The sequence below is a fragment of the Pelatocladus sp. genome, assembly GCF_059505505.1.
In genome coordinates, this window is record NZ_JCACKS010000260.1 from 14,419 (window position 1) to 29,711 (window position 15,293).

Annotated in this window: 14 protein-coding genes; 4 read left to right on the forward strand and 10 right to left on the reverse strand. The window is 41.1% G+C overall.

The features are described 5' to 3' along the window. From AC5JMK_RS27305 to AC5JMK_RS27315, 3 genes are all read right to left on the reverse strand, one after another. Positions 1 to 1,315: tetratricopeptide repeat protein (locus tag AC5JMK_RS27305; protein WP_495911415.1), on the reverse strand; the 1,315-nt coding region annotated here is incomplete at its 3' end. Positions 1,316 to 1,328: 13 nt separating this feature from the next. Further along, a complete protein-coding gene (locus AC5JMK_RS27310; RefSeq protein WP_495911416.1) occupies positions 1,329 to 1,586 on the reverse strand; it encodes a tyrosine-type recombinase/integrase in 258 nt (85 codons plus the stop codon). 22 nt (positions 1,587 to 1,608) lie between these two features. After that, the gene (locus AC5JMK_RS27315) at positions 1,609 to 1,809 is read right to left on the reverse strand and encodes a hypothetical protein (RefSeq protein WP_495911417.1); all 201 of its coding nucleotides are present in this window, start codon (positions 1,807 to 1,809) and stop codon (positions 1,609 to 1,611) included. 142 nt (positions 1,810 to 1,951) lie between these two features. On the opposite strand from AC5JMK_RS27315, the gene AC5JMK_RS27320 reads away from it, so the two are divergent. After that, complete coding sequence (locus AC5JMK_RS27320) at positions 1,952 to 2,320, forward strand: hypothetical protein (protein ID WP_495911418.1); 369 nt, start codon at positions 1,952 to 1,954, stop codon at positions 2,318 to 2,320. Between the two features lie 11 nt (positions 2,321 to 2,331). Here the strand turns inward: AC5JMK_RS27320 and AC5JMK_RS27325 are convergent, their stop codons facing one another. Then, positions 2,332 to 2,550: an Hfq-related RNA-binding protein gene (locus AC5JMK_RS27325; RefSeq protein WP_096679043.1), complete on the reverse strand. Its 219-nt coding sequence runs from the start codon at positions 2,548 to 2,550 to the stop codon at positions 2,332 to 2,334. Between the two features lie 97 nt (positions 2,551 to 2,647). Here AC5JMK_RS27325 and dapF point away from each other — a divergent pair, with 97 nt between their 5' ends. Next, a complete protein-coding gene (gene dapF, locus AC5JMK_RS27330; protein WP_096679045.1) occupies positions 2,648 to 3,487 on the forward strand; it encodes a diaminopimelate epimerase in 840 nt (279 codons plus the stop codon). 43 nt (positions 3,488 to 3,530) lie between these two features. On the opposite strand, the gene AC5JMK_RS27335 is transcribed toward dapF, so the two are convergent. Beyond that, on the reverse strand, positions 3,531 to 4,109 hold the full coding sequence (locus AC5JMK_RS27335; RefSeq protein ID WP_096676537.1) for an Alr1449 family protein: 579 nt from the start codon (positions 4,107 to 4,109) through the stop codon (positions 3,531 to 3,533). A gap of 216 nt (positions 4,110 to 4,325) precedes the next feature. Between AC5JMK_RS27335 and rbsK the strand changes: the two genes are divergently transcribed. Next, positions 4,326 to 5,249, forward strand: a complete 924-nt coding sequence (rbsK, locus tag AC5JMK_RS27340; protein WP_096676538.1) for a ribokinase — start codon at positions 4,326 to 4,328, stop codon at positions 5,247 to 5,249. 646 nt (positions 5,250 to 5,895) lie between these two features. After that, positions 5,896 to 6,303 carry a hypothetical protein gene (locus tag AC5JMK_RS27345; RefSeq protein WP_495911419.1) on the forward strand — a complete coding sequence of 136 codons (408 nt, stop codon included), beginning with the start codon at positions 5,896 to 5,898 and terminating at the stop codon, positions 6,301 to 6,303. 456 nt (positions 6,304 to 6,759) lie between these two features. On the opposite strand, the gene AC5JMK_RS27350 is transcribed toward AC5JMK_RS27345, so the two are convergent. The 5 genes from AC5JMK_RS27350 to AC5JMK_RS27370 all read right to left on the reverse strand — a co-directional run. Next, positions 6,760 to 9,288 (reverse strand): mannose-1-phosphate guanyltransferase, encoded by a 2,529-nt coding sequence (locus AC5JMK_RS27350; protein ID WP_096676541.1) that lies wholly within the window; start codon positions 9,286 to 9,288, stop codon positions 6,760 to 6,762. 1,100 nt (positions 9,289 to 10,388) lie between these two features. Further along, positions 10,389 to 12,308, reverse strand: a complete 1,920-nt coding sequence (ilvB, locus tag AC5JMK_RS27355; RefSeq protein ID WP_096676542.1) for a biosynthetic-type acetolactate synthase large subunit — start codon at positions 12,306 to 12,308, stop codon at positions 10,389 to 10,391. A 165-nt stretch (positions 12,309 to 12,473) separates the two neighbouring features. Continuing rightward, positions 12,474 to 13,736 carry an MFS transporter gene (locus AC5JMK_RS27360; RefSeq protein ID WP_096676543.1) on the reverse strand — a complete coding sequence of 421 codons (1,263 nt, stop codon included), beginning with the start codon at positions 13,734 to 13,736 and terminating at the stop codon, positions 12,474 to 12,476. Positions 13,737 to 13,884: 148 nt separating this feature from the next. After that, positions 13,885 to 14,541 carry a hypothetical protein gene (locus AC5JMK_RS27365; protein WP_096679049.1) on the reverse strand — a complete coding sequence of 219 codons (657 nt, stop codon included), beginning with the start codon at positions 14,539 to 14,541 and terminating at the stop codon, positions 13,885 to 13,887. Between the two features lie 554 nt (positions 14,542 to 15,095). Further along, the coding region (locus tag AC5JMK_RS27370) for a hypothetical protein (protein ID WP_495911420.1) at positions 15,096 to 15,293 on the reverse strand (198 nt) is incomplete at its 5' end.

Genomic DNA, 15,293 nt, shown 5'->3' on the forward strand with positions numbered 1-15,293 from the left:
AAGCGTCAGCGGTGGAGGGGTCAAGTTTCAGGGCTTGGTTGTAGTCAGCAATGGCACGGTCGTAGTCTTTTTTGTAATAGTAAGCTAACCCTCGGTTGTAGTAAGCGTCAGCGGTGGAGGGGTCAAGTTTCAGGGCTTGGTTGTAGTCAGCAATGGCGCGGTCGTAGTCTTTTTTGTAATAGTAAGCTAACCCTCGATTGTAGTAAGCTTTGGCAAAGTTGGGGTCAAGTTTCAGGGCTTGGTTGTAGTCAGCAATGGCGCGGTCGTAGTCTTTTTTGTAATGGTAAGCTAACCCTCGGTTGTAGTAAGCGTCAGCGCTGGAGGGGTCAAGTTTCAGGGCTTGGTTGTAGTCAGCAATGGTGCGGTCGTAGTCTTTTTTGTAATAGTAAGCTAACCCTCGATTGTAGTAAGCTTTGGCAAAGTTGGGGTCAAGTTTCAGGGCTTGGTTGTAGTCAGCAATGGCGTGGTCGTAGTCTTTTTTGTAATAGTAAGCTAACCCTCGGTAAAAATATACTATGCTTTGATCCAACTCCTTAATAGGAGCTTCAACGTGTTTTAGGGCGTCACTGAAGCTGGTAATAGCCTTGTTCCAATCACTAACCGTATAGCGAGTTAATCCTACAGTAAAAAGGCTTAGATAAACCATTCTATTCGAGAGACTGGTTTGCATCTTGAAGCTATTTAGCTCAGAAACAGCAGCAGTCTGCTCTAACCCTTCGATTTTGGGTAAATACTCTGGAGGACGTAAGACCTCAAAGTGTGAGCTTAACTGTACAGTCGTAGCTGTTTTCCCGTAGTCTCCCCAAATGACAATAGTTGCTTTACGTTTTCCTGCTTCCTTACGAGCATCCTTTTGGGATGTAACAATTTGATTTAAACGTTGTATTTTTATATCTGAGTAACTTCGGGTAGCATCCTCTAGCTTATCAAAGATATTTTTAGTAACCCTATAGTCTTTCTGTTCATTAGAATTTTCAAAATCAGCCAACAGAACAATAATGTCTTTAGTTGGGAGATGTTGCCATATATAAAAACTAGCAATACTCAAGATAGGAATGGCAAACATACCAGCGAGGGCTACTCGCCGCGATATGAGGTTTGGCTTCCAGTAGAAATAGACATAACCACAAAACAGTAACAAGACGACAATGCCGAAAATAATCAACACTTGAGTAATAAATCCGGTATCGCCAGATGCTAACTTAATAAATCCAATTAAGGTAACAACAAAACCAATAACCGCAGTTCCTATCTCGCTCCAACTCTTTAAACGTTGAAAAAATCCACCTGAATTATTATCACCCTGGTTGCTCATTTGAATTTGCCCCTTAAAATCCAATCACCTCTACAGCCTTCTTCCTTTGCTCTGGGGTAACTTCCAAATAGCGCTGCAAAGTTCCCAGGTCATTGTGTTTACTGATTTCTTGGATATGCCGTAAGGGAACACCAGCAGAAGACATCATTGTTAATACCGTCCTCTTAAAAGAGTGTGTACTGACACCAACCAACCCAAAACGCTTACAGGTATCCCTAAGAATCTTATCAGCTGCAAACCACTGGTGAGAAGTTAGTAAGCAAAAAGCCATTTTAAGTTCTCAAAATGCCATTTCACCTTCTCAAAATACCTTTTTGCTTTCTCATTTCGGTAAAACACGCACTCAAAATACCTTTTTGCTTTCTCATTTCGGTAAAACACGCACTCAAAATATCTTTTTGCTTTCTCATTTCGGTAAAACACGCACTCAAAATACCTTTTTGCTTTCTCATTTCGGTAAAACACGCACTCAAAATGCCTTTTTGCTTTCTCATTTCGATAAAACACGCACTCATCACAGATATCTTTGTGGTAGCAAAAGCTATTGCAGATTTAGTGGAATACTCTCAGGCTGATCAATACGGAATTTTTTTAAGCTAAAGAATGTTAAGCGTACCGTATTACAGGGTTTATATTATGGCTCGTCAAAAAAGAACTTCCAAGGTGCTAGAAAGAGCAGTGCGTCGTGCAGCTGGTATCGATTCAATTGATCCAAATATAGATTTAGGCAATGGACTTACCCTATCTGCTTTCTCAACTTTAATAGAAAGGATGCGAGCCAAAGAAAATGTATACAACAGCGCCCTTTCCAACTTGGATAAGTTATATCGTGAAATGCTAGAAACAGAGTGCGAGTTGGGAGATATGGCCGAACACATGCTAATGGCAGTTGCGACTCGATATGGCAAAAGCAGTGTAGAATACGGCATGGCAGGAGGAGCCCCTAAAAACCAGCGCAGCAAGAGACTACGAGGCGAGTCGCCAGTTCCCGTTCCTGCGGAATAGATTTATATTTCCTAATTACTCAAAGGCTTCAAATAAGCGATCGCCTGTTTCCAAATCATCACCTGTTGACTAGTATCATCCACAAGACACACACTATATTGGTCTTGCCACATTACTCTTCCAGTCAATATATCACCCGTCAGCAATTTAATCTCAGTTGTTAGTGCTTGTTTAATCAGGTTTTGTAATTGGCGAGTGCTGGGTAAAGAAGTATCAAATTCGGTAATCATAGTCATTAGTTATTAGTTATTTGTGTTTTGTCATTAGCAAATGACAAAACACAAATAACTAATGACAAAACACAAATATAGTTTATGGATTTTGGGAATGGCAATAGAATTTACTAAGTATCACGGTTTGGGTAACGATTTCATTTTGATAGATAATCGCTCTGACTCACAGCCCGCAATCACTCCATCACAAGCAGTACAGTTGTGCGATCGCCATTTTGGTATTGGTGCAGATGGTGTAATTTTTGCTTTACTAAGTGAGGATGGTACTGATTACACCATGCGGATTTTTAATTCCGATGGTTCCGAACCCGAAATGTGTGGTAATGGTATTCGTTGTTTAGCTGCATTTTTGGCTGAATTAGAAGGCGAGTCACGTCAGAGTAATCAATATCGGATTCATACCCTTGCTGGTATAATTACACCCGAATTGATGTCCGACGGACAAGTAAAAGTTGACATGGGTATTCCCAGATTACTTGCTGGCGAGATTCCTACTATTTTATGTTCTGCTGACGAGAAAGTTATTAACCAACCCTTGGAAGTAGCAGGAAAAACTTGGGATGTCACCTGTGTCAGCATGGGTAATCCCCATTGCATAACTTTTGTTGAAGATGTAGCAGCAATTCCCTTAGATAATATTGGCCCGCAGTTTGAACATCACCCAGTTTTTCCCCAACGGACAAATACTGAATTTATTCAAGTTGTTCGCCCAGATTACCTGAAAATGCGAGTTTGGGAACGTGGGGCTGGAATTACTTTAGCTTGTGGTACAGGTGCTTGTGCTGCTTTAGTCGCGGGAGTACTAACAGGAAAATGCGATCGCACTGCGACTGTAGAATTACCTGGAGGTTGTTTGCAAATTGCTTGGTCAGAAATTGATCAACGAATTTATATGACAGGCCCAGCTAAACAAGTCTTTCAAGGAAAGATGTAAAAATGTAGAGATGCGAAATTTCGCGTCTCTACAAGGGTATGATTTAATCTGGAAAAGCTAAACCAGTTCTTGGATCGCGGATATACAACCCCAGCGTGAGACTATGCATCACTTCATCCCAAATGGGTATTAGCTGTTCTGCTTGATCTACCCAATAATCGAATGTAATCAAGCACTGCACATTTGACCCTAAACCAATGCAAGTCCGCGAAAAAGCTTCTCGTGGTTCTTCCTGGGTGTCGATAAACTTAATTTCTGCCCACATAATTCTGGCAGTTTGGCGCTTGACAGTAACAATTTCTCCCTTCTCAATGACGTTGCGTTCGTCATTGTCTATGACTTTCTTTAAAGTGGGTTTGAGTGGAAACAGACTCCAATCGTTGGGTGGAAGGTGATTAAAAGAGACTTCTAAGCAGCAATCATCGTTGGGTGGTTGTTTATCCAGGAACTTGAACGATTTTTCTTGTGGCTCAAAAACCCAACTCTGGGGAACATTGAAGCGAACAGCTCCCCTACCTGCAACAAAAATCTTGTAGCCTGATGGAGAGTTCCAGTGATGATCGGGTTTTAGTTCAAGCGTTTCTTTAATCCATTGAAGATTGCTTTTTTTACGCTTTGCCATAGTGTTTTTGCAAAATCTGTTCCAGAGGTGCGATCGCCCACTTTGTTAATATTATCAAATTCCTAATAAGGTGAGATGCGATCGCACTTATTACAAGTTTTCCAACATTAGACGATTTTTCACTATCAGCCTCTCGTCATTAAAGATTAAGCAGAATAACATCGAATTACTAGACTATAGACAGACTTAAACAAATCTGATTTTAGCTAAAGACTTATGACAGCGATCGTCTTCGGTAGTATCAATATGGATTTGGTGGGGACTGCACCTCGATTACCACTCCCTGGTGAAACACTGCTGGGATACGATTTTTTTAAAGTTCCTGGGGGAAAAGGCGCAAATCAAGCAGTAGCGTTAGCACGATTGGGAATTCCTACACAAATGGTGGGACGTGTAGGCGCACAAAGTTTTAGTGCTGAACTTGTTGATAGTTTGCAAGCTGCTGGTGTACAAACTGAAAATGTATTGATAGATGAAACTGTTAGTTCTGGTGTTGCGATCATCATCATTGACAATGCAACTCAAAATCAAATTGTTGTGATTCCAGGCGCAAATGGATGCGTTAACCAAGAAGATGTAACTAGAATGTCGCGTTTGTTGCAGACAGCAACAGTACTTCTTTTACAACTAGAAATTCCGATATCTACGGTGATTGCAGCAGCACAAGCAGCAAAAGCAGCAGGAGTAACCGTAATTTTCGACCCTGCACCCGCTCAGTCAAATTTACCAAATGAACTTTATCCTTTGATAGATATTATTACTCCCAATGAAGTGGAAGCAGGTCAATTAGTAGGTTTTTCCGTGAATGGACAAGATTCTGCAAAGAAAGCAGCCGAAGCTTTGTTGAATAGGGGTGTGAAAAATGCGATCGTGAAATTAGGCGCTCAAGGTGTAGTTTGTGCTACCTCTAGTGAAACTTTTTTTGTACCTGCATTTTCGGTCAAAGCAGTGGATACGGTTGCAGCTGGAGATGCATTTAATGGTGGTTTAGTGGCTGCACTTTTCCAAGGACTTCCTTTACGTCAAGCGGTAGTTTGGGGTGCAGCAGCAGGTGCTATAGCAACGACTAAACTAGGCGCACAAACTTCGCTTCCAAATCGGTCAACGTTTGATACTTTTCTCCAAGAAAGGAGGATTTAACTCAGCAAAAAATTGTATTTATAAAAGTCTTGATAGATTCGTAGTAAGTACTTTAGTACTTGAATATTTGGGGACTAAACTTAATTTTTTTGATATTAATTATCATAATATATGCCCTAATCCAATTAATAATTCAACTACTTGTGATTACAAATAGATTATGTATAAAAAATATTTTGGACAGGACAAGTTTCAATATGGTTCGGATAAGACAAATCGATTGACATTTAAATCCTGTAGAGACGCGAAATTATCCTGTGGGATCTTGCTACGCGTCTCTATAAAAAATTGTGGGCTTAACACCAAGCGTATTGCAATATAACCGATGACATAGATACCCGACTTCTTAAAGAAGTCGGGGTTCTTATTATTCATGCGATTAAAAATTGTTATATTTATTTTGTCTTAGCTCATCAGAATATTTTTTTCTTATTCCTTTTGACATATATCTATTATCTACAAGCAAAACTCTTGACAGAGATATTCTTATATAAAGTTTGCTAAATCTATAATATCGGTTTTATTAACTAATCAATATTGACAAGTCATACTCGACTCAGAGAGTAGAAAATTTGACATTATAATTTGTCAATTTCAAGAGACTCATTAAACCATGCTGTAAATAAATTTCGCCAAAGGTGTCGATATGCATCTTCAGGAACAATTCATACAATATCTAGCAGCCGAAAATTTGCTGAACCAGACTATCCACAGTGAAGTAAAAGTAGAAGATAGAAGAGTTGATATTTCAAGCATTCCTAGTGCAAAAATTTTTATTGCTGGAGGTTCTCTTGCCTTCATAATAATTTGGGCAGTATTTTTGGTATTTATGTCCAAAATGAGGAGACTTTCACAAGAAAATAAGTTATTTTTCGCCATCCATACTTCACGTAAAGTTCCCTGTAGAAAATGTCATTATTTTTCACAAAATCATCATCTCAATTGTGCAGTCCAACCTTCAATTGTTTTAACTGAAGAAGCAAGCAACTGCCCTGATTACTGCCCTAAGCAAGGAAAAGCTAGCCAACAAAAATCATTGACATTAGATGACTAATACCATTTCTTTATGAAGACGCATATAAAGAACCCCACCGCCTTCGGCACCTCCCCTTGGTAAGCTGCGGTGTACACATAAATCCTCTGATCCCCCTAAATCCCCCTTTTTAAGGGGGACTTTGATTCTAGTTCCCCCTTTTTTAAGGGGGGTTAGGGGGGATCAAAACGCTACTATGCAACTTTATAAGACTTCTGTGTACACCGTAGCCCTTGGTAAGGGGAGGTTGGGAGGGGTTAAAATAATGTGCAGCTTCACAGAAAATTGGTATAAGTTAATTATTTGTGAGGAAAGGGAACAGGGAATGGGAAAATCAAGTTGTACTGAGTTTTTTTGTTCAACAATTAAATATGACTTGGGTGGGGAAACTCCTCTAAGTAAGTCAACTCGCGCAAAGAAGAAATCTAAGAAGTGATTCGAGGACAATCCCCCCACCTTATAGGTGTGGGGACAATGTCAAACCTCAGCTACAACTTGCTCTTGTTCTCTTTCCACAAACGCCTGTACACGGGCGCGGTAATTCCTCAAGTTTTCATCAACCCAGTCGCGATCGTTACTATTAGCATACAAGTGTACTAGTGGCTCACTTGCATCCGGTAACAATAGCACCCAACTGTCATCATATTGCTGACAAATTTTCACTCCATCAATTAATTCCAGATTTTGGGCTGGATGGGTTTCGACCAAATAGCGCATTAATGCTCCTTTTGCAGTCCAAGGACACCGGATAATATGGGATTTGTGGATCACTCGTGGCAATTCTGAACGCACTGAGGCTAGCGATCGCTCTTGAATCGTTAGCATCTCAATTAATTTGGCAATACAGAACATCGCATCAAAACCCGGATGTAGTTGGGGGAAAATGAAACCAGTGTCTGCACTACCTCCTAAAACTACATTGGCATTTTTGTAACTTGCTTCCATCAAGGCTGTGGGGTTCGCTTTAGTACGAATCACCTTACCATCGTGGCGACGGGCTATTTGTTCTACCGCACTGGATGTATGTACTGGTACAACTACTGTACCTCTGGGATTAGAAGTTAACATCATGTCTACCATCAGTGCAGTTAACATTTCCCCACGAATCGGTATACCCGATTCATCAACTAGAATCAACTGTTCACCATTCGCTGAAACTTGAATACCAAAATTGGCTTTTAAAGCTTCCACCACGTGACCAAGCTGTGTTAGTAGTGCTTCTCGGTCTGTAGCAGACATAGCAGTCTTATTTAAACTAGCATTCAATACTACTGCATCTGCACCAAACTTATCTAACATTTGCGGTAAAACTGCTCCAGATACCGCATAGACGTAATCTATTACTACTTTTGCTCGACTGTTACGGAGTGTATCTATGTGTAATAGTTTTTCAAAGGCTGTGCAGTATTCATCAACTACTTGACTCGGGTAAGCAACATCACCAACTTCATGAATGAGCGATCGCCGCATATCTTCTTTAAAGTAAGCCCCTTCGATTTTCTTTTCTTGAGCTTTGGAAATATTAATACCCTTAGCATCCATAAATTCAATTAGGATGTAATCTGCGCGATCAGGATGTACTCGTACATGAATACCACCAGCTACTCCCATTGTCGGTATAACTGTACGCGCAATGGGGATAGCAGTTGCGTCTAAGTTTTGAATATCAATACCAACAGACATCAAACCCGCAATGAGCGATCGTGTTACCATGCGGGAAATATTACGTTGGTCACGGGAAACCGTTACCCGCGAACCAGGTTTTAAGGTGGAACCATAAGCTGCACCTAATTTCACTGCGAATTCCGGGGTAATATCAATATTTGCCAATCCTTGTACACCCCGTTGCCCAAACAAGTTACGTTGAGCAGTATTTCCCCAAATTAAGTTAATATTTAAAATTGCCCCTGAATCAATCTTCTTACTCGGCCAAACTCGCACACCAGGACTAATTTGAGCTTCTTCTCCCACAGTTGACAGCGAACCAACTACAGCAGCTTCCAAAACGTGGGCGCGACGATCTACACGAGTACCACGAGAAATTACACAAGCCGACAGTTGTGCTTCGTCACCGATAATGGCGCCATTCCACACAATGGGGCGCTTAAGATTCGCATCTGCCCCTATAGTTACCTTGTCTCCAATAATAGTTCCTGGTTCTATATGTACTCTGGCACCTATACGGCAATTATCGCCGATCACCACAGGGGCTTCAATTTTAGCTGTTGGATCTATGTAAGTGTTTTGACCGATCCAAACACCCGAATATTGTTCTTGGTATGGAAAGTCAAGGTTAACTTTTTGCTCCAATGCATCATACTGAGCTTCCCGATAAGCGTCTAAGTGACCAACGTCACACCAATAACCTTGGGCGATGTAACCATACATTGGTTCACCTTTTGCCAACAACAAAGGAAACAAATCTTTGGAAAAGTCTGATTCAGTGTTGGCAGGCAGATATTCCAAAACTTCTGGTTCTAAAATGTAAGCACCGGTATTAACCGTATCGGAAAAAATTTCACTTGTAGAAGGTTTTTCTAAAAATCGGCAAATGCGATGATCTTCATCAGTAATTACTACTCCAAACTCAATGGGATTAGGAACACGAGTCAGAATCAAAGTAGCTTTTGATTTTGTTTGTTTGTGAAATTCAATCGCTGCTGTTAAGTCAAAATCTGTGATGCTATCACCACTAATGACTAAAAAAGTTTCATCCAGAAGTTCGGCAATATTTTTCACACATCCAGCAGTACCCAAAGGCTGATCTTCTTCAACAGAGTAAGTAATTTGTACGCCAAAATCGCTGCCATCTTGAAAATAATCTCGCAAAGCATCTGGTAGATAATGCAGTGTGGCAACTATTTCTGTAATGTCATGTAGTTTGAGAAGATTAATAATATGTTCCGCAATTGGTCGATTTAAGATCGGCACCATCGGTTTAGGCAGATCACAAGTGAGTGGACGAAGCCGTGTTCCTGAACCCCCTGCCATTAATACTGCTCTCATAAATCCTCCTTAGGCTGTTTGCACCACTTGCTGCGTCAAGACAAATTAGATCAGTTTTATCTACTTTCTTTAGTGTCCTACGGATATTGAAATTTGAGGAACTTCCAATAGATGCATCTAGCTAGATACAAGTATATTTACTCCCCGCATTAGCTTGAAAATGGGGATCAGGGAACAGGGAACGAGGAAAGGTAATTAGAATATTGATAATTTTTCCGATCCCCAATCCCCAATCCCCAATCCCAATCCCCAATCCTTTTCCCTTGTCTTTACTTGTGAACTATAACTGGATACTAAGGGGGAAGCTAATTTAAACTGGAATTATGAAAATTTATTTATCAAAGCGGGTGCTTAACTATAGCGTTTAGTAAGTCAGTCAGTGAGAATAAATCAAACTATGTTAAGTAACGTAAAATTATTGAAATAATTTCGTAGTAAGGACTTTAGTCCTTTTTTGAGGATTAAAGTCCTCACTACAAACCTTCTGTTATTTGCGTTGTCTTAGTTAATGTTTGATTGGTGTAATTGATCAGATTACGCGATCGCCTGAAAATTCTGGACTCAAATTCTATTTTTTTATTGTGGAGCAAATTGCAATGAGTGAATTAATTGCTATTGTTTTGATAGTAGGTTATACAGGTTTTGCTTGGAAATTCTGGAATGGATATAGGAAGACAAATTTTACTCGTAGTACAGTCAACCGCTTGATGTTGTCATTGTTATGGCCAGTTTTATATCTTACAAATAAGCCCTATAGGCAAAATTTTAATAAAGCACTAAAGGGCAAATAGATAAGATTTTTCGCTTGATTTTGAAAGTCACACAAGCAGTAAGCTGTTATGCATTAAAAATGCACAACAGCAAGGCAGAAGGCAGAAGGCAGGAGGCAGAAGCGAAGAGGATTTGAGTCATTAATCAGGCCATAATGAATATGTAAATTAAAAGCGCAACAGCTTATGTTCGCTTTCCCTAATTACAACCAAATTACTGGCGTGGGTAAAAAATTGAAATTTTATATATTTAGATGAATCTTTATAACAGGATCAACTCACTTTGAGATCTTTGTAGTGAGTGCTTTAGCGCTCACTACAAACCCTTTGTTACAATTTTGTACCGCACTCTGGACAGAAAATGTTAGCGGGAAGGTTTTTCGCACCACAATTACTGCAATAAACAGCTTCGACATCAGCTTTCGGTGCTTGCTTTGGTAAACCGATCATCTGAGCGTTGCTCTTACCGGGCGCTACCATTGGGTAACAGTTTTCGTCTTTGGTAACGTGGACATTGATAATCACTGGCCCGTCATAGGCTAACATTTGGGCGATCGCATCTGTCAATTCTTCTTTGTTTTTAACTATGATGCCTTTGATACCATAAGCTTTTGCTAGTAATTCAATATCTGGCATCCCTACTTCCATGTTGGAACAAGAGTAACGCTCACCATGGAAAGCTTGTTGCCACTGGCGCACCATTCCTTGCCAACCGTTATTGAGAATGACGGTCTTGACATTTATCCCATACTGTGAAAGTGTGCCAAGTTCCTGTAAACACATCTGGAAACTGGCATCACCACTAATACAGATGACTTCTTGGTCAGGGAAAGCTACTTTGGCACCCATCGCTGCTGGTAAGCCAAAACCCATTGTTCCCAAACCTCCGCTAGAAACCCAGCGTCGAGGTCCTGCTTTGAGAAATTGAGCTGCCCACATTTGATGTTGACCGACATCTGTGGTGTAGATAGCATGAGGTGCTTTATTAGCGATCTCCACAACTACTTCTTGTGGTGAAATGCTATCAGCATGGTGTGGCACAACCAAAGGATATTCTTCTTTCCAGCGATTGATTAATCTCAACCACTCTTGGCTTTGGTTGGGTGTACTTTTGATACCCAATTCTTCACATCGGCGTAAAATGTCTTGCAATACGTTCTTGACATCGCCAACTATAGGCACATCGGGAACGCGATTTTTACCAACTTCTGCGGGATCGATGTCGATATGAATTACCTTAGCGCGGGAAGCGAATTCATCTAACTTGCCCGTAACGCGGTCATCAAATCTTGCGCCTACACAAATGAGTAAATCACAATCGGTAACTGCAAAGTTAGCATAAGCAGTACCATGCATCCCCAACATTGCCAAAGATAGAGGGTGATGCTCATCAAAAGCACCCAAACCCATCAAAGTTGTGGTGACAGGGATTTGGAATAACTCAGCCAATTCTTGAAGTTCTACGTAAGCATCAGCAGCGATCGCACCTCCACCGACATACAACAAAGGACGGCGACTGTCGCGAATCAGTTGAATTGCGGCATATATCTGGCGTGGATTTCCCTTGACTGTGGGGCGATATCCGGGTAACTTCACCGAACCCGGTTGCACAGGTAAATAATCAAATTCTTCAAATGCTACATCTTTGGGGACATCAATCAAAACTGGTCCTGGTCGCCCCGTAGTGGCAATGTGGAAAGCTTCAGCTACAACCCGTGCCATATCTTTGGGGTCGCGCACTACGTAAGAGTGCTTCACAATTGGCAGTGTAATACCGTAAATATCGGTTTCTTGAAACGCATCTGTGCCAATTGCATGACGAGGTACTTGTCCGGTGACGATGACCATCGGGATCGAGTCCATATAAGCAGTAGCAATACCTGTTACCAAGTTAGTTGCTCCTGGCCCTGATGTGCCAAAGCACACCCCTACCTTCCCTGTAACGCGGGCGTAACCATCAGCTGCATGGGCAGCACCTTGTTCATGTCTCACTAGGATGTGCTTGATGCCTTCACCACTAGCTTCCGCTTTATACAAATCATCATAAATTGGTAGAATCGCACCACCAGGATAACCAAAAATATATTCGACGCCATGGCGTTTTAGACTGTCAAGCAGTGCAAAACCACCAGATGCACGTCTAGGTGTCACGACTGGCGATGAAGATACACTAGACTGGGCTTGCTTCTCGGTTTGTGAACCAATGATTGGGGAACGCGATTCTCCGACAGAGACACTTCGTGAACGCACAGTCGAACCTCACCTATTAGCTAAGATAATGCTGAATTTCTGTAGTTAAATTCTCATTTTAATTTAAAACTTTGATCATTTTTTGAGATTATCACTGATCCCTGACATTCAGTTGGGGATTGGGGATTATTCTCCCTACCCTTGAAAGCCCTTATCCCCTTTCCTTCAGATCACATCTTGCAAAACTCGACGGGTATTGTGCCAAGCCCAAACACCAATAATCGCGACGATCGCACTCATTCCTACTAATACGCTTCGCAAGCCTAAAGCATCAGTTATTGGACCTGTAATTGCCAGTGGTGCAGAAAGAGCTATGTTGATGGCATGATTTTGAAACCCAAAAACTTTACCAAGCATCGAAGGTGGGGTTTGTTGTTGGATTAAAGTTTGCATTGGCACACCAACTAGGGCTGCACCTATTCCTAAAACAGCACAAAGGCCTAAAGCCAATAATAGTTGATTGACAAAAGTGAAGACCCCTAAAACTACTGCCATCATCAAAAACCCAATTAAGGGTAAAGGTTTGTGATGAAATTTATCACCCCAATGACCCAAAATCCCGGCTCCAATTACCATTCCTACGCCTGCTGCTGCCAAGAAAAAGCCAAATTGTTTCTCTTTTAATCCAAATTCTGCTGCTAATTGAATTGCCAGCACTACTAGGGCTGCAAATACGCAATATAAAGTCACTAATTGCAGCATGGCATTTAATATCAAGCGATTTCTCTTGAGATAGCGCAAGCCTTGTTTAAAATCTGTCCAAGGATTGATACTTGCTTCCTGTTCACCAATTGTTGTGTTGTCTTTAAAGTTAATGGGCTGCATGATCCCAGCAGAAGACATATACAATATTGCCACTACCAGCTCTTGACCATAATCGGGACCAAGGTAATCTTTTGCCCAACTTAACATTGGTTCCCCGATCGCAAATCCCACAATTAAAGCACCCATCATTGTGCTGCTGAACAAAGCATTGGCTGCCATCAAATTCTCTCGTCTCACCAATAACGGAATGACAGCCTGTTCTGCGGGTGCAAAAAACTGCGTCACAGTGGAGATTGCAAAAGTCAGTATTAATAAAATCAAAAACTCCCGTGGCAAAAGCGGTATTAACAGTGTCAACAAACCGCGTACTACATCTGAACCAACCATGATCAACTTTTTTGGAAAGCGATCAACAAACACACCTCCAGCTGAACCAAACAAAATTGCTGGGACTGTAAACGCCACCATTAAAGCTGAGTACATCGAGTTTTCGGCTAAACCAGCAGGAGGCGGATAGTTTTCTAATAGAGCAATCATTAAAACAAAGAAAACTTTATCCGCAAGCTGGGAAAATAACTGCCCAATCCACAGCAGCATAAAACCACGGTTTCTGAGCAGGACGCCAAATCCTTTATTTACAGCAGCAGGTTCAGTTGGAAACATCAGCAATTAGGGAATAGGGGATAGGGGATTGAGGATTGGGTAATTGGGATAAGGGGAAGGTAGGGGTCCCCTGGAGGGGATAAGGGGCAGGTGGGGCCCCTGGAGGGGATAAGGGGTAATGGGGATTGGGAAGAGACTTGTTAAATAATTATTCCTTGTCCTCCATATACTCCTTGTCCCCCATCCCTGACCCCTGATCCGCGATCTCCTCCTTACTACTTATACTTTCCGGACTAATTTTTTCATAGCGCACTAAAAGTTTATGCAAAAATTCAGCCGCAGTTAAACTTTGTTGAGATGACGATTCTCCAAAAGATGAGTCTACCCACCAACCTTGGACGGTCTGGGGCGATCGCCACATTTCTAAATGATCAACTGCTGGATCTGCATAAAAGTTATTTTCACCCCCGCCCAGTATTTTAGAACTCCAGTGAGTGAAGTAATCATGGCTCATCCTATGGATAGGAAAGTTTCCCCATAATGGTACTCCCCATCCATCTATAGCAATAAAAGCTTTTATTTTACCTCCTAGTAGTTGCCATGAAGATGCGGCTGCGATCGCTCCAACTACACCAGCACTAAAACAAATAAATACAACTGGCGATTCGAGCCTATCTCCTAAATGCTTATGTAAAAACTGTAAAAGATGAAACCCTGATAAGGATGATAAAACTTCGGCTGGGTAAACTAGTATATTTACTGAATCTGGAGACTGCAAACTGTGAACTACTGAGTCTCTCCAAGCCATAAGAAAGTTTTTAGTTAATTCTTGTGTATGTATACCTGGGCAAATAATTATACTCATTAGTATTTGGTAACCAAGCCCCTTTGGGGCGGGTATAGGGCAGGGTGGTTTCATACAAGCAGAGAAAAATTAAAATCTTCTTTTAAAGCCTCTCCCCTTAATAAGGGGAGAGGTTTGGAGAGGGGTAAAAATCTATGCTTCAAAACGAGAAATACAGACTTCCATATTTTTCTTTTTTCGTATGAAACCACCCTGCTTTGTGGCGGGTATAGGGGTGTAGGGGAAAACCCGCCCCAAATACTGGGTACAAGAAAGAGTTTTTTAAACATGGAAAAGAGAAATTTTTCCTAGACACGTAGTCCAAGGAAAAAGGCGTCCTTTTTTCAAGCCCCTTACTTCAGTTATGGGGTTTCCTACACCCTTATACCCCTAGTTTGTTGACAGCTTTTCTAATCATAGTCATAACTTTAGGTACAGGAATAAATTCTAACGATGCTTTTCTGCCACAAAAAAGATAGTTTTGACATCCTCACCACCCTAAAAGGGACGGTGATTCCAAGAATCACTTCTTGGGTTTCCTCTTTCGGTGAGTCGGCTTACTTAGAGGAGTTTCCTCACCTAAGCAGAGGTCGTTGTATCCTTGCAAAGCTTGTTGTTGTCGTCGCAATATATCTAATAAATTTCTTGGTATCTCGTTTTAACCATTCTTGTTGAATGTCAGTAAAATTAATCTTACTTAAGAAAAAGAACTCATAAATAACAATACCTTCGCCAAAATAAAGAGGGCTTTCCGTAGTAGAGTTATTGTTTAC